Consider the following 21,644-nt stretch of genomic DNA (forward strand, 5'->3'; position numbering starts at 1 on the left):
AAGTTCTAAGTTAGAAGAATAGGCTGTCTTTAAAGAGGAGGCTTACTTGCTTAGGAATGCATAAGCAGTTGTAAATGCCGCTTCTTGGAACTGGCGTAGACCGGTTGCACGGAACTCGATCATCATTGGGTTACGCTTTAGCTTCTGTTTGATGTCACTATTAGACATAAAGCTTACATCTAAACCATCAATTAGCTGGATAGCAGTTTCTAGTTTGAAACCAATTGCGCTACCTGCGAACTTACCACGAGTTTCGCGAGAGCGAATAACAACTTTATCTACTTGGTAATCTTCTAGTAGTTTCTTAAATGCGAATTGGAAATCACGCATTTTTTGGTTATCCCAAGCATCGTCCATGATGAATTTTTGAGTACGGCATTCAGGAATACCAAAAACACCTTGCTCTAGCGTTAGTAGACAGATCACAGCTTCATTGCTACGTAGCTCAACGGCACAAATTTTCATCGTTTTACCTTGTTAGAATTAATCTCTAACTATTGTATGTGAAAAAAAGTTCGGATGTTAGTGATTATCGCTGTTTGAGGGGAATTTGTGTTAGGGGATAAAAGAAAAAACCTCAGTTGATCTCTCAACTAAGGTTTTTGAAATTTGGCTTTTGCAAGTCAGGCTTATTCGAATTAAGCGCGTTTAGGCTGTTGGTAAGTACGGCCTGCTGCTTGATAAGTATCACGTTGCTTAATTTCGAAGTTAGTGTAGAAGAACCATGCCGCAAACTTCAGCATTTCTTCACCTTCATTCATAACCCACTCAACGAACTCTTGCTCTTCGCCTGCTTCGTTTTCTTGAGTGAATACATGATAAATACGCTTTTCGCCTTCGATTTCAGCTAGACAAAAATGACCTTTAAGATCTTCAGCAGCCTGTGCGATCTCTTCTTCTTCAACAGCACTTAGTGCATTAAGAACATCAGTGATGGTTTCTTTTTGTGCTAGCTCTTTTACCAACACTTCAAATTCATTCTGTTGCATGTTATCTCATCTCACGGTGATATTGAGCGCATTATACCCAAATGACTTTAAGATACTAGTCTGTACTCCATTACTCGTACACAGGGCCAAAAAACTCGACCTGAGTAAGATATAAACGGGTATCAAATTCTAACTGATGATAGTTTGGCTCCATATGACAGCATAACTGGTAGAATGCTTTGTTGTGCTCCTTCTCTTTAATATGAGCCAATTCATGTACCACAATCATACGCAATAACGGCAAGGGTGCATTTTTAAACAGAGCGGCAATCTTGATTTCATTTTTTGCTTTCAGCTTATTACCATGCACTCGAGAGACAAAAGTGTGTAAACCTAAAGCGTGATTTACCACATTGATTTTGTTATCGAAATTTACCTTACTCAACGGTGCTGATTTTTTAATATATTGATTTTTTAGGTCAATCGTAAAATCGTACAAGGCTTTTTCTGTTGTGATTGTGTGTGGCTTAGGATAGCGCTTAAGTAGTAAATCTTTGAGTTTATCTTGCTCAATAAGACGCTGTACTTGTTCGAGTAGATGAGGTGGATAACCTTGTAGGTACTTGAGTTGCTTCATTTATGATGGGCTCGGTCGATAACTTGGGTATATACTCAAAACACTATTCGTAGCGCTTGAGTCGGTGCTGATGATACCTTTGACTCAAACCTAAAGGAACGTTTTTATGTCTTTAAAAGTCCCTCCTCCTATTTGGCTGCTTCTGGCCCTTGTTTCGATGGCATTGGTTTCGCACTATGCTCCATTAGGTTACTTTGATTTTCCGTTAAAAAACGCCGTAGTCATAGCGATCTGCTTTATTGGTTCAATTCCCGGATTCTCTGCGGTTTATCTGTTCTCTAAAGCAAAAACAACGTTAGATCCTCGAAACCCAAAGCGGACATCGCAGCTGGTCACGTCAGGAATTTATCAGTTTACTCGTAATCCGATGTATCTAAGTTTGGCGCTGTATTTATTGGCTGCGGCGATCTATTCAGGAACCTATAGTCCATTTTTGGTTCTTCCTGTATTTATTGGTTTGATTTCGTATTTACAGATTGCGCCAGAAGAGGAAGTATTGAGGGCGATGTTTGGTCAAGAGTACAGCGAATACTGTAAAAAAGTACGTAGATGGTGCTAATACCGTGACATTCTCCGCCTGAACTATAAGATGTAATAAAACTAAGATAAGAGCTTATAAGGGATAAACCATGACTAAAGCCAAAATTGGTATCGTAACCGTTAGTGATCGCGCAAGTGCTGGTGTATATGAAGACATTTCAGGACAAGCCATTATTGATACGCTAAACGACTACTTAACGTCGGAGTGGGAACCTGTTTATCAAGTGATCCCTGATGAGCAAGATGTGATTGAAGCCACTTTAATCAAGATGACAGATGAAGAGAACTGTTGTTTGGTTGTAACCACTGGCGGTACGGGTCCAGCAAAGCGTGATGTGACACCAGAAGCGACAGAAGCTGTGTGTGATCGCATGATGCCTGGTTTTGGTGAGTTAATGCGTGCTGAATCACTTAAATTTGTTCCAACGGCGATTTTGTCTCGTCAAACTGCGGGTCTTCGTGGTGACAGTTTGATTGTGAATCTTCCTGGTAAGCCAAAATCCATTCGTGAATGTTTGGACGCTGTATTCCCTGCCATTCCATACTGTATTGATCTGATGGAAGGCCCGTTCTTAGTCTGTAATGAAGACGTTATTAAACCTTTCCGTCCAAAACAAAAGTAACGTTTTAGGCGTAAATTTATTAATAACATTTGATATAGAATGTTAAAAAACCGCTTAATCTCAGACGTGCCTATCGAGCATTACGTTATCGATGATGACATAAGAGATAAGCGGTTTTCTTTTTATTTGTTTTCTTCTGGCTCAGAGAAACCAGATAAAGATGCGTAGCGGTGTAGAAGCTCGGTCAGCGTTTGAACCCACTCAAAGGCATTCTTTGCTGGATTTTGAAGAATCTTTTCGACTTCTTCACAATGCTGCTCTAGTGTGACTGCTTCTTCAAGTTGAAACGACATTGCGTAGAAGTGCCATAAAAGTAGGCGAGTCATACGTTCAATATTTTGTTTTGCATTGTCAGTATGAGCAAACGCCTCATTAACTTCACTTAGCGCAATGGCGGTCATACGTAACATTGCATCAAATTGCGCAGATTTTAAGCGCTCTTCGTTTTCTGTTTCTTCTTTTTCAAAAGTAAACAGTTCCTGCATCTCTTCTTCCGATACCATTCGGCCTAGTACACGTAAGCTAAATTCTTCAAGCTCATGGCGTGGCATCGTAAGCAGACAATTTAAGGTATAATCTCGTTCCATAGTCACTCTCGTTCTAATTTCACTGCAAAGTATACCTAAGTTTTCGGTTTTTAGTGATCATTTAGGATATATATGATTTATAGCTTTGACATAAGAATGACATCTTATTTTATAAATCGATTAATGTAGCTTAAGTTAAAGTACTTTTTAGCAAATATAGGATGAGCCGTTAGTGTTTCCTTTACGAGACAAAAAATCGTAGAGTGCAAACGAAGACAAACTCATGATGTAGAGAAACGATGACGTCAAATAATTCACAATCAGGACTACCCGAACAGGATAGTCAACATACTAAGCAGCCATCAAAGCTGAAGAAAGTATTACTTCGTAGCTTGATTGCCGCTGCGCTTGTTGGTGGTGCCGGTGCTGTGTACGTTGGGCATCAACTCAATGAAATAGTGACCGCTAAGTTTTCATCTGGCCAGCTGTGGAAGTTGCCATCTGTGGTGTATGCTCGTGAGCTAACACTTCAGCCTGGTTCGCCAATTTCTTATAAGAACTTACTTAACGAGTTGCGCGTACTTCACTATACCAAAGTGAAAAAGCCAGATGAGAGCGGTGAGTATTCTGCTAATGGTTGGCGAATTGAGTTTGTACGTCGTCCATTCCAGTTTAAAGAAGGGGCAGAGGGTGCGCGTGATGTTGCAGTAACCTTTGATGGTAACAGCATTAAGCAAATCACTGACCTTGATAAAAATCAGGAACTGGGCTTCCTTCGCATGGACCCTAAAATGCTAGGTATGCTGGAGTCGCGTACCCCTGAGCAGCGTATTTATGTTCCTGCTGATAAAATGCCAAAAGAGCTAGTTAACGGCTTGATCGCAACAGAAGATCGTCATTTCTATGAACATGATGGTATTTCGCTGGTGGGTATTGCTCGTGCTTTTATCGCGAATATTAAAGCGGGTCATACGGTTCAAGGTGGTAGTACCTTAACTCAGCAGCTAGCGAAAAATATGTTCCTATCTAGTGAGCGTAGTTTATGGCGTAAAGCAAAAGAAGCGTACATGGCGATCATCATTGATGCGCGTTACGGTAAGCAAGAAGTTCTTGATGCCTATATGAACCAAGTGTATCTAGCTCAAAATGGTAACCATGGTATTCACGGTTTTGCTTTAGCGTCTCGTTACTACTTTGGTCGTCCTCTGTCTGAGCTACGTATCGATCAGATGGCTCTTATGATTGGTCTGGTTAAAGGGCCTTCATATTATAATCCTTGGCGCTATCCAGAGCGTGCTAAAGAGCGTCGTAATGTTGTTCTTAAGCTGATGGCTGACAATAATGTGATTACCCAAGAGCAGTACCAAGACGCCATCAAGCTGCCTCTTGATATTCAAGCTAAAGGTGAGCTATCAAAACGTCAGCCTGCTTATTTTGGCCAGATCCGTGCAGAGCTTGAAGAAAAAGTAGGTGATGCATTTAAATCTGGCGAAGGTTTACGTCTATTCACTTCTCTTGATCCTCAGTCGCAAGATGCTGCTGATCAAGCGGTGAAGAAGATGATTCCGATCATTGAGAAGCAACGTGCAGGCAAAGATCTTGAAACTGCGATGGTGATTGCTGATCGTAAAACGGGTGAAATTCGTGCCATGATAGGCAGTAGTAATCCGGGTTACGCTGGCTATAACCGAGCAATTGATGCTCAGCGCCAAATTGGTTCTGTCGTAAAACCTGCGATTTATCTTACTGCCTTGGCTCAGCCAGAGAAATATTCATTGGCAACAACGCTTGAAGATAAACCACTGTCGATTAAATTGCCGAACGGTGATGTCTGGAAGCCTCGTAACTATAGCCGCACATTTAGTGGTCAGGTTCCATTATTCTTGGCTTTGGCAAAATCTATGAACGTACCTACGGTAAACTTAGGTATGGCATTAGGCGTTGAGAATGTGATTAAGACCATGGTTACTCTTGGTGTCGACGCAAATGATATTCCTGATGTGCCAGCTATTTTATTAGGTGCTGTTGCTCTGTCTCCACTTCAAGTGGCTCAAATGTATCAGACTATCACCAATGAAGGGGCTAAAGCGCCATTAACTGCGCTGAATGCCGTTGTTGATGAAAAAGGTGATGTGCTGTATCAAAACTGGCCAAAAGCGGCTCAAGTAGTACCGCCTCAAGCTGCATGGTTAACCACTTATGATATGCAGCAAGTAGTAAAACAAGGTACGGCTCGTTCGTTGGGCAGAATGTATCCAAATATGCATCTAGCTGGTAAAACAGGGACAACAGACCAAGGCAAAGACAGCTGGTTTGTTGGCGCAGATGGCCGTGAAGTGGTTGCTGTTTGGATGGGACGGGATGATAATAAGAGTGCGAATCTAACTGGTTCAACAGGTGCTCTACGTCTTTATGAAGATTATATCAAGCGTCGTGGTCCAGAGCCTCTAGAGCTGCGTCTTCCTGCTAATATTACTGGTTTTAATTATGATGTAATGCCAGATGGTACATATCAGCAAAGTTGTACAGGTACTACTCGACTACCCGTTTGGGATCCAAACAACGATCTTAAAATTGATTGTAGTGTGCCTGTTCAACAACAAGTAAAAGAGCATGTACAAGAAGCACAGCAGCAAGTAGAAGGTTTCTTTAACCGCTTATTTAACTGGTAAGTGACTTAGTAAATAAGTGACAGAAATCGTCACTGTAAAACAGACAATGCCACTGGGAGCGATCTCAGTGGCATTGTTGTTTTTATCTAAGAGCGTTTAATTCACTTTAATCGATGAATGGCATTTTTTAGTAGAGTTAGTAAAACATGACCTCTGTTTTATCTAGCCTTATACATATCTTTAAGGTGCTACATGTTCTAGTGGTTGAGTTTGGGCTGCCAATACTTTTTGTTTTCTTTTCTCAACATTGGCAAGCCAAGCGATAGGTACCACAATCATTATCGTCCCGATCAACATATAGATATCCGGCAATTCATTGAACCACAAAATACCGACACCAACGGCTCCAATTAAACCACTATATTCTGCACTGGCTATTTTACTGCTTTCAGCTGAGCGATAAGCAACAACACAGCTTCCCGCATAAATTAGAATTAGAGCACTAGAACCGGCTGCTGTAAGTAATGGTCCCCAATCCCATGGTTTACCTTCAAGCAAGGCTAAAGTTAGTGATGCAGGCATACCAACTAAATTTGTTAAAAATAGAGTCTGAATAACGGTTTGTTCTGCTGGTAACTTGCGGATCAATAAATTATTTAAGGCTAGGGTAACTGCAACAACCAGAGCAGCAATGGCAGACCAGCTGATTTCTGTTGGACGAATCACAACCAGCACCCCTGCAAAACCACAAATGGCCGCAAAGAGTGAGTAGCGAGTCAGTTTCTCGTTATAGATAAACATCGCCAGTGGCAACATTAATAATGGTGCAGCATAGAAAATGGCGTTAGCTGTTGCAAGTGGCATAGTATTGAGAGAAATGAACATTCCAATTGCACCTAATAACCAAACATGGCCACGTAATGCATGCCATTTAATACCCGAAGTAAAGCTGCTCAATGAGTAACGATAACAAAAGGGTAGCAGCATTAATACCGCCGTTAACTGACGAAAAAAAACAAATTGAAATACGGGACTATCTGCACCAACAGTTTTCACTAGTGCATCGGAGAACACGGCAATCAAATTCCCTACAATCAGTATTAACATAGCAAAACCGACAGAGTGATTTTTGTTCATAGCGCCTCCTAGTGTGTTATTGAGTATGAATGTATATCTACGATGAGATCTGAGCTAGAGTAGTAAATCTTTAAGATGAAGTATAATGATATAAATTCCTCTAGTATGAGCTGAACTAATAATGAAACTCCCTCCTTTACGTGCCGTGCAGTGTTTTGAAACAGTCGCTCGCTTAAACAGTTTTTCTCTGGCTGCTCAGCAATTACATATTACTCAGAGCGCCGTTAGTCATCAGGTTAAGCAACTGGAGGAGTACTTAGGGGAAGAACTATTTATTCGCCAAGGACGTAAGCTGACATTATCCTCAGTAGGAGAGCAATACTTTGATGAAGTCAGTAATTCACTACAGACAATTTCTCAAGCCAGTCAACGATTGCGAGAAGGTGAAGATGGTAAGATACGGCTTGCTTTGTATAGCTCGTTAGCGGTGAAATGGCTTATTCCTCGACTAGAAAACTTACGTCAATTGCATCCAGAAATTGATTTAAGTCTGAATATGATGGCTGATGAACCTGAGTTTAGCGATCGGGTGGCAGATTGCTTTATCACGGCCTATCCACCAAAGCGCAATTTTGTTAAAGAGTTTTTGTATGATGAGCATCTTTATCCATTTTGCAGTCAGCAGATTTGGCAACAGATAAAAGATAAACCATTACCAGATGCGTTGTGGCAGCATAATTTACTGTCGGTAAGTACGATTTTTTTACATGGCAAACCTGGACAAGATTGGTATGAGTGGTGCCGTTTAGGGGGCTTTGAGCTGCCAGCAGAGGTTACAATGAGCCATTTTAGTCATATGTTATTAGCGGCCGAAGCTGCGCGTTACCATCAGGGGATTACGTTCTTAAATGACTTTTTCACGACAGACCAAGAGAGACAACAATACTTGATTCGTATCCCAATGCACGATTTACCTACGGGGGATAGCTTGTATTTTGTGTATAAGAAAAGTCGAGTAAAACAGAAGGGAATTCAAACATTAAGTCGTTGGTTAAAAGCTCAATGTCTTCAAATTGGACAGAGTTAATAAGTAGAGATATAAAAATATAAGCCCCTGTTGAAAGGGGCCCATTTGATGTTTTAGTTAGAAGTGATTACTTCTTCTTGCTTACGCCTTTTAGGATCTCTTTAATACGTTTGTTTTGAGTACGACGTGCCATGAAAAACTCCTTGTTAATCTTTACTAACTTTAGCGCCAATTTAGGCTTTGGCTCATAATAAGAAACGTTATTTTTTACGTTCTGATAACCACTATAACGTGTTTGATTTTTAGATGAAGAGAGCAGAAATCTATCTCCATGCAAATAATTGTGATGCTTTTGTTGCTAAAATGAAAAATAGTTTCAATGTTAGCTTTGTTGTTAGAATATCTTTTTACACAACAACCCTGTGCTGGTAATTTGTTCTATATGTTGGCTGTTTGTTCTTGAGTGAAAAGTGCGATCATGTTCACAAAAGTCTTTGGGTGAGTCTTTTCTGCTGGCTGGAAAACAGAAAAAAGAGCACAAATTTAGCAAAACAGTGCTCTTTTAAAGTGGTATTGCGTCACCTAACTTATTTGGCAGTAGTATAACATTCGTTTAGCTGTTTTTCCTCGCGGCTGGCAATTTGGAAATTGTTGAACATCTCGAAGGTTATCTTGAGTATTACTCAGAACGATAAAAGTGGATTGTTTGAGGCCTGTTAGAAGTTGATCTGGTTTTACTTCTGATTTAATGGCTCTACCGTTGGAATAATATTGAGCTGAAAACGGTCGTTTATCAAAATACACTAACGCACTTTTATTATGTTCTGGTTGTTGCCTCCATGTCTCAAGCAAATGGTTATCTGCTGTTTTTCCGGTCAGTCCTAATCCTAATGCTATGGCAGTAATAAAAAGCAGTATTGGAGTCATCAAACCAATAGCGTAGATTTGTTTGTTCAATGGCTGTTCACTTTGGTATCGACTTAATAACAGAGCAAATGCAGGTATACTAGGCATCACATAACTGGCGAGAATATTTCCAGCAAAAGTAAACAAAAAGAGAGGTGCTAATATCCAGCACCATAAGAAGCTTAGATATCCGTCTGAACTACTTTTTGAATCCCCTCCTGCTTTTAGACGTTTAATTAATTGCCAAATAAAAAGGGGGCTCCAAGGTAATGTTGCCAATAAAGCAAATAACCAAATAGTACCTCTTAACTCTTCATGAGCCGTTCCATAAAGATCGCCTTTCCATCCACTGACCACAAAGCGCATAAAGTGTTCGCCGATAATAAAATAATGTAAAAATCCTGGGGTTTTCCACTCTGCCAATAAGTACCAAGGTAACGTCAAAACCAGAAAGGTGACTAAACCGTATCCCCAAGGTAATTTTGCATGCAGTAAGCGCCAACGACCGTCAGACAAGCTCCAGAGAACAATGCTTATTCCAACTAATACGAGGGTTAATGGCCCTTTTGCTAGCATCCCGATGGCTAATCCAACGAAAAATAGTAGCCCGAAAAACAGAGATGGTTGTTGCCAGTTACGCCAAAAACTGACCATGCTAAGTGTAATCGCAAAAGTTAAGGCTGTGTCTGTCATTACCGCACCAGAAATAACAATGAATGCGGTACTGGTTGCTAAAATTGCTGCGCTAAGCAGTGCCTCCGTATTGTTTTTCTGTACTTTTTTTGCAAATAGGTAAGTTATTATTGTAATGAGAATACCGACCAGCAAATGAGGTAGCCGAACTGCGAACTCCGAATTACCTAGTAACTCGATACCAGCAGCACTTAGCCAACTAAAGAGAGGGGGTTTACCCCAAAATGGCACATTGTAATCAAACATTGGCGTAATCCAGTTGCCTGTTTCTGCCATAATTCGAGCCATTTCCCCATACCTAGCCTCTGTTGTATCCATAAGTGGGTACATGCTTAAAGTTACAAAGCGAATAATGAATGTGGAGATGACAGTAATTATTGCTATATGAGCCAAAGAGGTTTGTTTTGTCAGTTTATTGAAGATTCTCATGATCTTTTCCATTCATTATTTAGGGGAAGCAAGACTTGGATTGCTCGTGTGATGAGAGAAAAAGATGCCAGTATTAAGCTGTGATCTCATAAAAAATGGGAAAAAGTGGTATATGGTAGTCATTAGGAATCCTCACGATAAAAGTCCCCTTTAACCTAAAATTTTTGAAGTGATAAAAAGGTTATTGACATTTTTTTCACGTTTTTCTATGCGACAATGCTGCACCTAAGTTATTTCAAACCTCGAAGTGTCGGGCATATAACTTTGGTGGCATACGACATAAATACAAATTAATGAGAGAGATACTATGCGGATTCTTTTAGTTGAAGATCACCACGATATTGCGGGGATTATTTTTGATTACTTTGAAATCAAAGGCGCAGTTCTCGATCATGCAGCCACTGGTCCTAGAGGATTAGCCTTAGCAAAAGAGCAGCATTACGATCTTATTATTTTAGATCTCATGTTACCTAAAATGGATGGCCTGACGGTGTGTCGTGAGTTACGAGATTATGGTATCGATACACCTGTATTAATGTTAACTGCTATGGATAGCAGAGAAGACATTTTGGCAGGTTTTCAAAACGGGGCAGACGATTACTTAGTTAAACCGTTTGATTTAGAAATTTTAGAGGCTAGAGTCAAAGCATTAACTCGTCGACGCAGTGGGCTGGTGGCTTCTAATACCCTAGTGTTTGGTGAACTTTCTTTAGATGTAAAAACACATACGGCTTATCGTAAGTCCTGTAAATTCGCACTTAATCCTTCATTGTTTACTATTTTACGCCTATTAATGACTCGAGCTCCCCAAGTGGTAACAAAAGATGAGTTAGTGACAGCATTATGGGGTGATGATGAGCCAGACAGTAATGTGCTACGTAGTCATTTATATCAGCTTAGAAATTTAATCGATAAACCTTTTGATCATGCTTATATTCAAACGTTGCCAAAAGTAGGGTATCAGTTGGTTATTCCTGAGGTTTCACATGAAGATTAAATCCGCTAAGCAGTTAACGTTTACTTATTTTTCTATTGTTGCGTTTGCGATTATTGCAATCCACTTTTCTATTTTTGAATCAACAATTGAAGATTTAGAGATGTTTAATGCGCAAAATAGGCTAGATATGGCACTAGAGTCGATACAACAAAACCTACCGCAAGATGAGCTTGAACATAACAACCCTTATACCTCGTTCTATTTTGGGAAAGCTAATATACCTAGCGATATTCATCTACCTGAGAACTTACCTTTTAATAAAGCGGTTGAAGTGTATAAGCCGAGTCAAGATGAGTTAGAAACTGAATACTTTGTTATGCGATCCAAAGTGACTTATCAAGGCAAGGAACAAGAGGTTTATATTTTTAATATCGATCCTATATTTGAACGTAGTGAAGAGCAAATGATGGATTCACAAAGCTATCAAATGCTACTAACATTAGGACTATTGTTAGTCAGTTTATTTGCGGTATTGCGTATTTCTGTTCGCTTAACCTCGCCTCTTTCTTCGCTATCTAAGCAGCTGCAAAACCGAGCTCATAATGATTTTACCCCCATTCAATTACCTTCAAGTGGTCAAACACGCGAATTGGTACAACTAGTAGAAAGCTTGAATGATTACCAACAGCAAATAACTGATCTGCTTGAACGAGAGCGGGCATTTAACCGTTTTGCGAGTCATGAATTAAGAACGCCTCTTATGGTGATAAAAGGGGGACTGACTTTACTTGGGCACTCACAACAGCCCGAATTTGTTGAGCGTCAACGCAATCGAATGTTACCCGCTGTTGATGAGATGCAAGAGTATGTTCAGACCTTACTATCATTAACTCGTGATGAACAACTTACTGAAACTCCTTGGCAAATCAGGGAAGACTTAATTCATTCATTGGTATCCAGTTACCAACAGTTATTGGATGGTAAAACCGTTAAAATTGACGTGGTGGCTAACGGGGAGCCGACCGTTCATGCTCCTCTTCCTGCGGTCAAAATATTGCTTGGAAACTTAATCAAGAATGCTTTTACGTATACTGAACAAGGAAGAATCACAATAACCCTTAGTGCATCGAACGTGGTTATTTCTGACACTGGAGTTGGCATTGAGCCAGATGCAGAGAATGGACAGAAAGGTTATGGATTAGGTCTGCTTATTGTTAAAGATATTTGTCGAAAATATAACTGGAGTGTTGAGTTAAGCCATAATAAGGCTAATGGCTGCGATGCAACTGTTTATTTCATAAATTAATTTTGCAAACTAGCTCACAAAATTATGTTGTTTGTTAAATTTAGATATGAATAACTATTCTTTGTTTGCGTATGAATAGAAATGAACAGGATGATGAATTGTATTTTGATTGCGTATGAAATCTAATGGTTTCATTATGTTATCTATTCAATTTGATTTATCTCATTTAATAAGAACGAGATGTCTTAAATTGCAAAAATATGAAATTAAGCTTGTTTTGAATAGATAGGCAAATTTTCGTTTTTGAAAATTTAATTCACTAAAAATGGTAAGTTGAAAAGGGTATTTTTTCTCTAAAACGGATTATAATAACCGCGAATTTGAAGACAAATCGTATGAAGAGTCGACATTTTTAAACATGGCTTTTCTCTTCATTGAAGCTCCAGTAGTAATAAGAATTACTGCCCGTGTTTAAAGAGATGTTGCCGTGGGTTGGGTTGATATCCCAAGCTGTTTCCCGAAACTTAGGAGGTATAGCTTATGTCCCTAGCACCACCAATCTTAATTATTCTTGCTGTTTCTTTATTGATCACAATGGCTATTCACTATTTAACGAAAGCCACTAAAGCTCAATATAACAGTCAACTGAGATGTTGTGCAGTTGATCAATTAAGTCTTAGCGAATTTGAATCTTCACTTGAAGGACAGAGTTCTTTTGTATTAGCGAAAATGTCTAGCCATATTATGGACGCGATGCTTTATGCTAAAAGTGAAGGCCACGATTATCATGTCGATGAGTTGAATCAACGGTTAGCTTTGGTGTTAACTAAGATCCAATGAACACGTCTTTTATATAACGATAAACGCTCCATAACTCTAAGTTCTGGGGCGTTTTTAGATCTACTAGCAATATAATCCTTTCTCTTTCCATCTCTCTTTCCTTCATAAAATCTGTAACAAAAAGTAGAGTGCGTAATATCTCACGGAAACGTTTACACTAAATCGTTACGCTATGAAGTTGTTAGAGTAAATTAATCACAGTTTTTATAGAGCAAGGAAGTTGAGATGGGAAGTACTAGGATTGGTGTGATCGGTGGTATGGGCAATGAAGCCATGGTTGATTTAATTGAGAAAATCAATGGTTCGATTAGTGCTTCTGATTCGATTGAGTTAGTTGCTTTTGGTAACTCTCGCTTAGCATACAAAGCAGAAGAAGTGGGGCAACAGTGGCAAGCAACCGATATTCCAGAATTGCGCAAATATGCAACAGCTAACTACACGTTAAGATTGATGCAGTATTTAGATGTTAAAGTAATGGGATTGGCTTGTAATAGTGCTCATGAGCTATTTCGTACTATTTTGCCACAGATCCCTGTTCACTTTGTCGATATGATAAAGCAAACAGCAGCGTCATTAGAGGGCAGTGAAGACACCATTCTTGTTATGGGTGTCAATAGCTTAGTAGATTCGGGGCTCTATCAGTCTGCATTAGCTGATCAAGGTGTTAAGTCAACAAAACCAAGCCCTGAGAATCAACAAAAAGTAATGGATGCTATTTATCATCCTGAGTTTGGTATTAAGACTGCTAAAATCACCCCGCAAGCAGAGCAGTTATTGTGTGAGGTGATTTGTGATGAATTAGCAAAACAGGGATGCACAAAGATTGTTCTTGGATGTACTGAATTACCTCTAGCTCTTACCGCGGAGAGTTGTCTTCGCTTTAAGCAACAAGGACTACTACCACCTGAAATCACTGTAATTGATGCTTCTATGGTGCTGGCACAAAGCTTAATATCAACACACGGGGATGCGAGTACGTTAATCGATCCGTTACAAAGCTATCAACAACCACACTTAGATTGGATTGCGCCTCTTGCTGTGAGTGTATCTGGTCTTGAGCAATTAGCTTCCATTCAAAAACAGATATTTGCACAAACAACCTCATACTTAGCAAAAAATAATACAAGCTTAACGGGAAGCTACATGCATCTCCCAACACTCTTTTTTACTGATAATGCCAAGGGCGTTGCTGACAAACTTCGAGCAATCGACATTGAAGTAATTGATGGTGATGATTTAACTGCGGCTGATATAGAACAAGCATTGCAACGGCATTTGGTAGAATAAGATAAAATTGTGGCTAGATCCTCGTTTTGTTATTGAACCATCAGGAGATTTAGCCAATTACAAATGAACAGTGTTGTTTGTGTCGTTTTTTCGGTATCATATACGACTATTTATTGAGCATTAAAACGATTTAAAAGTACATTATGAGTAATTCGCCATTACAATCAGAGCAACAAGATCCACTATCTTTTCGTGCCGAGCAGCGTACTGCGCCAGTAAGACCGACAAAGCCAGTATCAAAGAAATTAACCCAATGTCCTGCATGTGAAGGTATGGTCTCTCGTAAGGCGCATTTCTGTCCTCATTGCGGCGAGCCAGATCCTGCTAACCATTTGCGTAAATCGCAAGTTGTTTCTTGCGCGGTATGGACAGCAATTATTGCTGCTGGATGTTGGTTTGCCTATAGCACACTGTGGCCTCTTGTTCTGCAACGTTTAGGCTAATAAGCAAGTAAACCTTCTTATCTTTAAAAGCAGTCTTAATCGGCTGCTTTTTTGTATTAAAAATAAAAAAAGCCGCGATACCTGCGGCTGAATACTGACTCCATCAATTATTTAAAAGTGAGCCAATGAAGTCAGTATTAACTAATAACCAAGTAAAACAAGATTATAGAGAATCAAGTTTAATCAGTATTAACGGCAACGCCAAGAAGTAGCTCGGTGTGTACTACGTTGATGGTTGTGTTGCGTTGCTGATTTTTTTAGGTGAATAATACGAGCTTCTTGCTCTTTGGATTCTTTATGAAGCTGTTTATAATTTTTTGTACCTTCAAACACTTCTTCACGAATAAAAAAGAGTTCATCTTGCACTTCATTTAATTGCATCAACAGGACTTGAAGCTGCTCTTGATTATAATTAGCATCAGGTTGAGTGAGAGTTTGCTGAACAGCATCTTTGATCGTTTTAATTTGCTTGTATGCTTCAGTGATTTTTGAAGTATCCATAATTCATCATTCCTTATTTTCTATCCATCTACATATAACTTTATCAGAGAAGACACCGATCTGATGATGTGCTTTTATGGTCTTCATTATGGGATTACAAGTTTAACTCAATTGGTTTCTGTTATTCACAGTTTAAGCAGTATCATTCGCCAGATCCTCTGACTAAAATCAACGCTCTCTTCATGACAAATATAGTCCTCCTTAAACACTTTTGCATCATTAATGGCAATGTTTTTCACATATACTTTACCATCAACTTCAATACTTTTAGAATATCCCCGTGAGTATGGTGATGTTTCATACTTTAGGAAATTCAATGCCTTATCTGGGTCTGTGGTGTTTTTTATTATATCAGGGAACATGGATAAACCATGACTGATCCTTAACCTAAATGTTTTCATAAAAACTATCCTTAGTATGAAAAACGATAGTTAATAAACAGCGTTATTTTGCGTTCCTTTTGTTTTTATATGCTGTCTATATGAATCAATATACGCTCTGGTTTTTTATGGTCAACCTTAAAATGAAACAATATTAATGTTTTTCTTAAAACTATGAGCTAGATTTTATTATTTAAATTCTATTTTTAAATATAAGTAATGACGTATTATTAGTTATATTTATAATACTTTGCTAATTAGGACAATAATATGTTCTGATTAAAAATCAATAAGATATATTCAGGCATAATATTTCACGTATATTCATATAAATATCTCTATGATGAATAAAATAAAAAATAAGAGATGAATTATATTTAGTATGTTTTTCCGTGATGGAATATTTTTAATAAAATTGAAATTTTGATATATATGCTAAACAGGTCAATGGCATATTTTTTGTTAAGAATGTCTTTTATATGTTTGATAGTAGATATATCCCCAAGTGACTTGATATATTGTCATCACTTGGGGATGTAAGAGAAAAGCTAGTGATTTGAGTAAGATTTTACAAGAGAGAGTCCGGCGTTGCGTCCCTGCTGATAACCTGCATCGAGTTTATCTAAGTTTTTGGTTAATCGCTTAATTTGAAAGCTCTTATCAGGGATGATTGCATTAATCTTACAGTCTGCTGGTGGATTTTTTATAAAATATAGTGCCTTGTTATATCGACTTTCTTTGGTTAAAAATTCTTGGGCAAAAACGGGTTGGGTTTTAAATATTCGACGGGTTAGCCAAGGAACTTGACGGTTGTGAGCAAAGAGAGCTTGTGGGTGTGATAAGACTACAGTAATTTCTCGTGCTCCTTTATTGTATGCTTCTATTACAGGAATAGGATCTGCGATACCACCATCGCTCATAGCAATACCGTTAACTTGGGGAAAATTCTTATACACAATTGGAAGGGCACAGGTTGCTGTCATCACCTCCGTAAGATTCTCTCTTGTAACTTCTATATAAGATGGATCGCCTGTTACTACATTTGTTGTTGTTGCGAATAAAGGAACACCTTGCTTTTCATATTCGTGTAAGCCTAGTGGCAGATGTTCAACGCTGGCTTTCCACAGCCAATCAATATCAATGAGATTGCCACCCTCAACGAAACGTTTATAGTTGATGAAATCTTTACTACGAGCATATTCAGTGATCACTTTATAGTTGCGTTGATAGTCTTTACATAAATAGCCCATCAAGACAACAGATCCTGCCGATACACCAATTGTGAAGTCAAAAGGATTAAAATCATGCTCTAAAAAAGCATCGAGGACACCTGTTGCAAATATGCCTCGCATTGCTCCACCTTCAACCACAAGCGCATGTTTTGTCATACCAAAATCCTTTATTGTTAATGAGTTTTTCTTGCTGATTTTTAAGAGGAATATTTTACTTATCATAGCGAATAATCTTTAAAGAAATAGTACTAAAAGTCACGTTTTTCAAGCTGTTCATATCAATAAAGTAAATTGTTTTCTTCATTCTAATTTTACGTTTTTATTCAACATGATGTTTATCGCTAGCGGTATGATAGATGTAGATAAATTAGAATAGGGTTGAGTGATGAAAATTTTAGCAATACCAGGAAAAATGCCAGCAACGAAAGCATGGTTAGAAAAAATTATTGCGCAAACGCCATGGAAACATGAAGAAATTACACTTCATAACTTTAGCGCATGGGGTAGTGATGATGAGTTCAGTGTGGCGACTGAAGTGCAGTCCTTACCTTGTGGACATTTTGATGTGGTGATCACAAAATCTATTGGTACTCTTATAACATTAAAAGCTCAGCGTAAGATCAGTTGGGATAAGTTGGTTTTTATTGGTGTTGCTTGGAGTTTATATTCTGATCAGGATAAAGCGTTACTTCCTGCTCTTGATAACCAGGGAAAGCCTGTTCTTATTATTCAAGAAAATCATGACCCTTTTGGCTCGTTCCAGGAAATCAATCAAGTTGTCAGTGGAAAGAAATGTATCAAATGTATTGAAGTGAGCGGTGAACGCCATCAATATGCCGATGTAGAGCAAATAGGCAGTATTATCTCTAATTGGTTGGAAAGTTTATAACTCAGTGATAGAGGATAAACGGGAGGTATTAGGTATCTCCCGTTTACCCTATTAATTAGTTTTTTAACAAAGCAATGGGTTATTTTTTGAAGCCTGTAAAACACCAAGTTTGTACAATAACGCCTTTTCATTACGAGTCGGATTTCGTCGAAAATAGAACAGGTATTCCATCATAACCGTCAGTTCTGCTTTTTCTTCGTTGGTTAATGCGTTAACCGATATTAGTAGTAGATCAACCGACTCTAGATCGCTCAACTGGTATTGTTTACTTTTATAAAGCTGATCATAGAAATATTCTAAATTCACGTCACATTCTTGTTTATAGCTCTGTCTAACCGCAATTAAACGAAGTAGGGCAGTAACATAAGCTTGACTCATATCTTTTGCTTCTAACTCGGCTAATTGGTTAAGTACATATACTCGAGCTGATATTCTCAAACGTACTTCACTGAGAGCTTTTTGCTGTACCCATGCATCCCAAAATCCAGTGATCAACGTGGAGACTAAAGGGATGTACACGCGAACACTGCTACGCGAAATTGATTTTTGTAAAATAGCTTTAATGACAAAGTTACTCAAAATATCTTTGCCTGTGTATAAAGCGACTTTGATATAACGGAATTTACTGTACTGCTTATAAGGTTTAATACCATGGATATTATCTGTAGGTTCTGATAATTCCATAACAGCTCGTACCAAAGAAGCCTTCATTTTGTCACAAAATTGATATTGGGCACTGGCTCTGTTGATTAAGATTGCGGTGGTAATAAAGCCAACTTCAAACAATAAGAATAATTCTAAACCAATGAAAAATAAGTTAATTAATCCAAGTTTGATTAGGTTGTCTAATGCTAGCCAGTTTTCACCCAGTAGTTCTAAATAGATTTCAAAAGCCACAATAAAGAAAGTGGTAATAAATCCAATAAAAAAAGATAACGCGACACATGCTTGGCAGAGTCGTTTGTCATTGATGGTTTGAAAGAGGTTTTGAGTGATGGGTAAATAACGTTCAACACGCTTAAGCCCCCAACTTTCGATTTTTGCTTCAATCATGTACTAATAAAGGTCAAAGAGTAATAGAATAAAATACTGTTTTTATAATGGCGTATTTTAATCGGCAAGCAGGAAATTACATAGTAGTTTTCTTATTATCGAAGTAAAAATAATCAACTTGGAAGGATGTTGAATATTACTGAAAAAGTAATGAGTTAAAAGTGACTCGTTATTTATTTCGCATTATGTAAAAGGGCATAAGAAAGAAAAAGGATGAAACCATACACTTTCAGTAACCTCGACTTTGAGGTAACTTAGACATAGGTCTCATCCTTTATTATATCGATATGAATCGGTTTAGAACGCTGCTTTCATTGCTTCGTTTTTATCACCTGTCATAACAAAATGTAGAATACCACCTGCTTTAATTTCGCTATGTTCAAAACCAAACGTATTGTCTAATGGTTTGCCATTGATTGTGACTGATTTAACGTATTTGTTCACAGGACTATTATTATCAGCAATGATCTTAAATTCTCCACCTTTGACCTCGATACTCACTTCATCAAATAGTGGACGACCAATGGTATAAGTTGGATCTGCTGGTGTTACTTGGTAAAAGCCTAATGCGCTTAAAATATACCAAGATGACATCTGTCCCACATCTTCATTACCGATCAAACCGGTAGGCTCCGTGGTATAAAACTCATTCATTATGCGATCGAGATATTCTTGTGCTTTCCATGGTTCATCAGTTTGGCTGTATAAATATGGAATATGATGAGAGGGCTCATTGCCGTGCATATACTGACCAATATAACCTGTTAGATCTGGCAGTTCTTCCCCCGCATTTGACGAGCGTGCTGTAAATAGTTCATCAAGATCTTCTCGGAATGCTTTTTCTGGTGTGGTCTCTTTTCCTTTAGCGAGATCGGCCTGATAGATCTCTTGCTTTAGTCGATCAAAATCGTGCATTGGTTGAAATTTCCATTGCCACGCATTTCCTTCTGTAAAAGCAAATTCATCAACGTAGTAGGGATCAAATGGCAGCAGTGGACATTGTTGCTTCATATCTCCTGAGCCTTGAGGCCATTCAACATCCACACATTCATCCATACGAGTTTCATCAACAGGTTGGTTAAACGCAAGTGGTGGTTTATTTGGTGAAGAGCTATTTGGATGGTTTTTAGGGCGTAAGAAGCCCGTTTCTGCATCCCAATGATTTAGCCAGTTATCCGAACGTGCGAGAAACTCATCTTGAAGACGAACATCGCCAGCCATTCGTGCAATTTCAGCCATTGCCCAGTCACCATACGCAAATTCTAAGGTGTAAGAGGCAGAGTTCCAGTAACCATGATGCACAAAACCATTCTCTTCATACACTTTAACTTGAACGACATTCGCGGCACCGATATTTTGGTCTTCAGTCCAGTCAGGGAACATCTCTTTTTCGTGATAGCGTACAGTGAACTCAGAAGCTTCTTTCGCATCTTGAGGGTCAATATCTAATCCCTTTACCATCGCATCGGCAATGATAGAAACTGCAGGGAAACCGATCATCGTGCCAGTATAGTGCCCGTGCAGTTCCCATTTTGGTAAAATGCCACCATCTTGGTATTTACGAATCAGATCGTTAGCATATTGCTGTGCCTTTTCTGGATTAATAATGGTTTGAAGTGGATGAAATGCGCGGAAAGTATCCCACATTGAATAAATGGAGTAGTTTGGTGTATCACCTGCTTCTTTTAGTTCTTGGGTTCGCATTGCACGATAGGTACCATCAACATCTTGGAAGATCATTGGTGCAATTTGAGCGTGGTACATAGCGGTATAGAAAATCTCTTTTTGATCTTCGGTACCACCTTTTACTTCTACTTTTGCTAATTCATCATGCCAAGCTTGTTGAGCTTTATTTTTGGTGTTTGCAAAACTCCATTCAGGTACTTCAGTGGTTAAGTTATTTTGAGCCCCTTCGGTACTGGTTGGAGAAATACCGACTTTAATTTCAATAGGTTTTTCTGTTTTTGCAAATTCAAGATAGGCAATAGATTTGACCGCTTCAAATGCATCATCTTGAAGTTTTATTTCCGTTTCTACCCCGTCAATCATAGCTGTTGCTTTCACAATAGGTTGATTGAATTTGGCATAGAAATAGATGTGTTGATTATTTGCCCAGCCATCTGAACTGCGCATTCCACGAATGGTGTAAGGGTCAATAAATTCAATATTGCCAATCGTGGTACGATTTCCCCAACTCTTGTTTAATGTATGGTCAAGATCAAATTTAATAAAAGGTGTTTGATCAGCAGTAAAGGTATATTTGTGATAGCCCACTCGAGGAGAGGTTGTAAGTTCCGCTTTAATCTCTCCTCGATTTAGTTCAACGGCGTAATAACCTGCTTCTGCAACTTCATTTTGTTTATCAAACGTATTGTACGTTGCATTACTTTTATCGGTGAATGGCAGAACTAAAATATCACCTAAGTCAGTAATACCAGTACCACTTAGATGAGTATGAGAGAAACCGTATACAGGAATATCTTCTTGCTTACCATGATCAAAATAACCTGCAGCAGATCCCCAGCCATCCATTTCTGTATCTGGAGAGAGTTGAACCATCCCCGCTGGGTACACTGCACCTGGGAATGTATGCCCATCTGCTCCTGTTCCGATAAATGGATTAACATATTGAATTAATTCCGTGGGTACAGGAGGAGAGACTTTACCGATGGAGCTGTTATCGCTATCAGAGTTACAACCAACAAGACCAAGTCCAATAGCAATTGCCAGAGATAGAGGTGTTATTTTATTTTTATGCATACAAAACCTTCACAGAATACAGAGTGTTATTAGCGTTATGACTGCGACTGTAAAGTGATTTATTGCTCAGTATAAG

The 21,644-nt window shown here is 38.7% G+C and carries 21 protein-coding genes; 10 read left to right on the forward strand and 11 right to left on the reverse strand.

Features of this window, described 5'->3' with window-relative positions; all coding sequences use genetic code 11:
- Positions 1–42: 42 nt before the first annotated feature.
- The 3 genes from WAX86_RS15035 to WAX86_RS15045 form a co-directional block, all read right to left on the reverse strand.
- Entirely contained in the window at positions 43–465 is a 423-nt protein-coding gene (locus tag WAX86_RS15035) for a DUF3010 family protein (RefSeq protein ID WP_005304250.1), read from the reverse strand.
- Between the two features lie 173 nt (positions 466–638).
- Positions 639–989, reverse strand: a complete 351-nt coding sequence (locus WAX86_RS15040) for a hypothetical protein (RefSeq protein WP_005304253.1) — start codon at positions 987–989, stop codon at positions 639–641.
- Positions 990–1,059: 70 nt separating this feature from the next.
- Positions 1,060–1,566 (reverse strand): M48 family metallopeptidase, encoded by a 507-nt coding sequence (locus WAX86_RS15045; protein ID WP_044179650.1) that lies wholly within the window; start codon positions 1,564–1,566, stop codon positions 1,060–1,062.
- Between the two features lie 106 nt (positions 1,567–1,672).
- Between WAX86_RS15045 and WAX86_RS15050 the strand changes: the two genes are divergently transcribed.
- Positions 1,673–2,125 carry an isoprenylcysteine carboxylmethyltransferase family protein gene (locus WAX86_RS15050; RefSeq protein ID WP_036765420.1) on the forward strand — a complete coding sequence of 151 codons (453 nt, stop codon included), beginning with the start codon at positions 1,673–1,675 and terminating at the stop codon, positions 2,123–2,125.
- 70 nt (positions 2,126–2,195) lie between these two features.
- Entirely contained in the window at positions 2,196–2,729 is a 534-nt protein-coding gene (gene mog, locus WAX86_RS15055; RefSeq protein ID WP_005304256.1) for a molybdopterin adenylyltransferase, read from the forward strand.
- Positions 2,730–2,851: 122 nt separating this feature from the next.
- Here the strand turns inward: mog and WAX86_RS15060 are convergent, their stop codons facing one another.
- Positions 2,852–3,316 (reverse strand): exoribonuclease R, encoded by a 465-nt coding sequence (locus WAX86_RS15060; RefSeq protein WP_341489601.1) that lies wholly within the window; start codon positions 3,314–3,316, stop codon positions 2,852–2,854.
- A gap of 239 nt (positions 3,317–3,555) precedes the next feature.
- On the opposite strand from WAX86_RS15060, the gene mrcB reads away from it, so the two are divergent.
- On the forward strand, positions 3,556–5,928 hold the full coding sequence (gene mrcB / locus WAX86_RS15065) for a penicillin-binding protein 1B (protein WP_065170546.1): 2,373 nt from the start codon (positions 3,556–3,558) through the stop codon (positions 5,926–5,928).
- Between the two features lie 180 nt (positions 5,929–6,108).
- Here the strand turns inward: mrcB and WAX86_RS15070 are convergent, their stop codons facing one another.
- Positions 6,109–7,005, reverse strand: coding sequence for a DMT family transporter (locus tag WAX86_RS15070; RefSeq protein WP_065170880.1), 897 nt, complete (start codon positions 7,003–7,005; stop codon positions 6,109–6,111).
- Between the two features lie 121 nt (positions 7,006–7,126).
- Here WAX86_RS15070 and WAX86_RS15075 point away from each other — a divergent pair, with 121 nt between their 5' ends.
- Positions 7,127–8,032 (forward strand): LysR family transcriptional regulator, encoded by a 906-nt coding sequence (locus tag WAX86_RS15075; protein ID WP_341489602.1) that lies wholly within the window; start codon positions 7,127–7,129, stop codon positions 8,030–8,032.
- Positions 8,033–8,554: 522 nt separating this feature from the next.
- On the opposite strand, the gene WAX86_RS15080 is transcribed toward WAX86_RS15075, so the two are convergent.
- Positions 8,555–10,000, reverse strand: a complete 1,446-nt coding sequence (locus tag WAX86_RS15080) for a glycosyltransferase family 39 protein (RefSeq protein ID WP_341489603.1) — start codon at positions 9,998–10,000, stop codon at positions 8,555–8,557.
- Positions 10,001–10,307: 307 nt separating this feature from the next.
- Between WAX86_RS15080 and WAX86_RS15085 the strand changes: the two genes are divergently transcribed.
- The 5 genes from WAX86_RS15085 to WAX86_RS15105 all read left to right on the forward strand — a co-directional run bounded on the left by WAX86_RS15085 (position 10,308) and on the right by WAX86_RS15105 (position 14,753).
- Positions 10,308–10,997 carry a response regulator transcription factor gene (locus tag WAX86_RS15085; RefSeq protein ID WP_065170883.1) on the forward strand — a complete coding sequence of 230 codons (690 nt, stop codon included), beginning with the start codon at positions 10,308–10,310 and terminating at the stop codon, positions 10,995–10,997.
- A complete protein-coding gene (locus WAX86_RS15090) occupies positions 10,987–12,243 on the forward strand; it encodes a HAMP domain-containing sensor histidine kinase (protein WP_341489604.1) in 1,257 nt (418 codons plus the stop codon). The genes WAX86_RS15085 and WAX86_RS15090 overlap by 11 nt, the downstream gene beginning before the upstream one ends.
- Positions 12,244–12,723: 480 nt before the next feature.
- On the forward strand, positions 12,724–13,023 hold the full coding sequence (locus WAX86_RS15095) for a hypothetical protein (RefSeq protein ID WP_036765435.1): 300 nt from the start codon (positions 12,724–12,726) through the stop codon (positions 13,021–13,023).
- Positions 13,024–13,248: 225 nt separating this feature from the next.
- Positions 13,249–14,310: an aspartate/glutamate racemase family protein gene (locus tag WAX86_RS15100; RefSeq protein WP_341489605.1), complete on the forward strand. Its 1,062-nt coding sequence runs from the start codon at positions 13,249–13,251 to the stop codon at positions 14,308–14,310.
- Positions 14,311–14,453: 143 nt separating this feature from the next.
- On the forward strand, positions 14,454–14,753 hold the full coding sequence (locus WAX86_RS15105; protein WP_044179677.1) for a hypothetical protein: 300 nt from the start codon (positions 14,454–14,456) through the stop codon (positions 14,751–14,753).
- 189 nt (positions 14,754–14,942) lie between these two features.
- Here WAX86_RS15105 and WAX86_RS15110 read toward each other — a convergent pair whose 3' ends face one another.
- The 3 genes from WAX86_RS15110 to WAX86_RS15120 all read right to left on the reverse strand — a co-directional run bounded on the left by WAX86_RS15110 (position 14,943) and on the right by WAX86_RS15120 (position 17,022).
- A complete protein-coding gene (locus tag WAX86_RS15110; protein WP_068968426.1) occupies positions 14,943–15,254 on the reverse strand; it encodes a hypothetical protein in 312 nt (103 codons plus the stop codon).
- A gap of 125 nt (positions 15,255–15,379) precedes the next feature.
- The gene (locus WAX86_RS15115; RefSeq protein ID WP_036765440.1) at positions 15,380–15,655 is read right to left on the reverse strand and encodes a hypothetical protein; all 276 of its coding nucleotides are present in this window, start codon (positions 15,653–15,655) and stop codon (positions 15,380–15,382) included.
- Positions 15,656–16,182: 527 nt separating this feature from the next.
- The gene (locus WAX86_RS15120; RefSeq protein ID WP_154140777.1) at positions 16,183–17,022 is read right to left on the reverse strand and encodes a patatin family protein; all 840 of its coding nucleotides are present in this window, start codon (positions 17,020–17,022) and stop codon (positions 16,183–16,185) included.
- Positions 17,023–17,251: 229 nt separating this feature from the next.
- On the opposite strand from WAX86_RS15120, the gene WAX86_RS15125 reads away from it, so the two are divergent.
- A complete protein-coding gene (locus WAX86_RS15125) occupies positions 17,252–17,755 on the forward strand; it encodes a hypothetical protein (protein ID WP_068947162.1) in 504 nt (167 codons plus the stop codon).
- Positions 17,756–17,818: 63 nt separating this feature from the next.
- Here WAX86_RS15125 and WAX86_RS15130 read toward each other — a convergent pair whose 3' ends face one another.
- Positions 17,819–18,808: a hypothetical protein gene (locus WAX86_RS15130; protein WP_068968423.1), complete on the reverse strand. Its 990-nt coding sequence runs from the start codon at positions 18,806–18,808 to the stop codon at positions 17,819–17,821.
- A gap of 297 nt (positions 18,809–19,105) precedes the next feature.
- A complete protein-coding gene (locus WAX86_RS15135; RefSeq protein WP_341489606.1) occupies positions 19,106–21,568 on the reverse strand; it encodes a GH92 family glycosyl hydrolase in 2,463 nt (820 codons plus the stop codon).
- Between the last annotated feature and the right edge of the window lie 76 nt (positions 21,569–21,644).

Origin of the sequence: Photobacterium damselae subsp. damselae, assembly GCF_038086725.1 — a bacterium.
Lineage (GTDB): Bacteria > Pseudomonadota > Gammaproteobacteria > Enterobacterales > Vibrionaceae > Photobacterium > Photobacterium damselae.

Coding starts and splice junctions, on each gene's coding strand:
- WAX86_RS15075 (WP_341489602.1), top strand. CDS start 7,127: ATGAAACTCCCTCCTTTACGTGCCGTGCAGTGTTTTGAAACAGTCGCT.
- WAX86_RS15135 (WP_341489606.1), bottom strand. CDS start 21,568: ATGCATAAAAATAAAATAACACCTCTATCTCTGGCAATTGCTATTGGA.
- WAX86_RS15110 (WP_068968426.1), bottom strand. CDS start 15,254: ATGGATACTTCAAAAATCACTGAAGCATACAAGCAAATTAAAACGATC.
- mrcB (WP_065170546.1), top strand. CDS start 3,556: ATGACGTCAAATAATTCACAATCAGGACTACCCGAACAGGATAGTCAA.
- WAX86_RS15050 (WP_036765420.1), top strand. CDS start 1,673: ATGTCTTTAAAAGTCCCTCCTCCTATTTGGCTGCTTCTGGCCCTTGTT.
- WAX86_RS15115 (WP_036765440.1), bottom strand. CDS start 15,655: ATGAAAACATTTAGGTTAAGGATCAGTCATGGTTTATCCATGTTCCCT.
- WAX86_RS15035 (WP_005304250.1), bottom strand. CDS start 465: ATGAAAATTTGTGCCGTTGAGCTACGTAGCAATGAAGCTGTGATCTGT.
- mog (WP_005304256.1), top strand. CDS start 2,196: ATGACTAAAGCCAAAATTGGTATCGTAACCGTTAGTGATCGCGCAAGT.
- WAX86_RS15125 (WP_068947162.1), top strand. CDS start 17,252: ATGAAAATTTTAGCAATACCAGGAAAAATGCCAGCAACGAAAGCATGG.
- WAX86_RS15060 (WP_341489601.1), bottom strand. CDS start 3,316: ATGGAACGAGATTATACCTTAAATTGTCTGCTTACGATGCCACGCCAT.
- WAX86_RS15085 (WP_065170883.1), top strand. CDS start 10,308: ATGCGGATTCTTTTAGTTGAAGATCACCACGATATTGCGGGGATTATT.
- WAX86_RS15090 (WP_341489604.1), top strand. CDS start 10,987: ATGAAGATTAAATCCGCTAAGCAGTTAACGTTTACTTATTTTTCTATT.
- WAX86_RS15040 (WP_005304253.1), bottom strand. CDS start 989: ATGCAACAGAATGAATTTGAAGTGTTGGTAAAAGAGCTAGCACAAAAA.
- WAX86_RS15080 (WP_341489603.1), bottom strand. CDS start 10,000: ATGAGAATCTTCAATAAACTGACAAAACAAACCTCTTTGGCTCATATA.
- WAX86_RS15100 (WP_341489605.1), top strand. CDS start 13,249: ATGGGAAGTACTAGGATTGGTGTGATCGGTGGTATGGGCAATGAAGCC.
- WAX86_RS15120 (WP_154140777.1), bottom strand. CDS start 17,022: ATGACAAAACATGCGCTTGTGGTTGAAGGTGGAGCAATGCGAGGCATA.
- WAX86_RS15045 (WP_044179650.1), bottom strand. CDS start 1,566: ATGAAGCAACTCAAGTACCTACAAGGTTATCCACCTCATCTACTCGAA.
- WAX86_RS15070 (WP_065170880.1), bottom strand. CDS start 7,005: ATGAACAAAAATCACTCTGTCGGTTTTGCTATGTTAATACTGATTGTA.
- WAX86_RS15095 (WP_036765435.1), top strand. CDS start 12,724: ATGTCCCTAGCACCACCAATCTTAATTATTCTTGCTGTTTCTTTATTG.
- WAX86_RS15105 (WP_044179677.1), top strand. CDS start 14,454: ATGAGTAATTCGCCATTACAATCAGAGCAACAAGATCCACTATCTTTT.
- WAX86_RS15130 (WP_068968423.1), bottom strand. CDS start 18,808: ATGATTGAAGCAAAAATCGAAAGTTGGGGGCTTAAGCGTGTTGAACGT.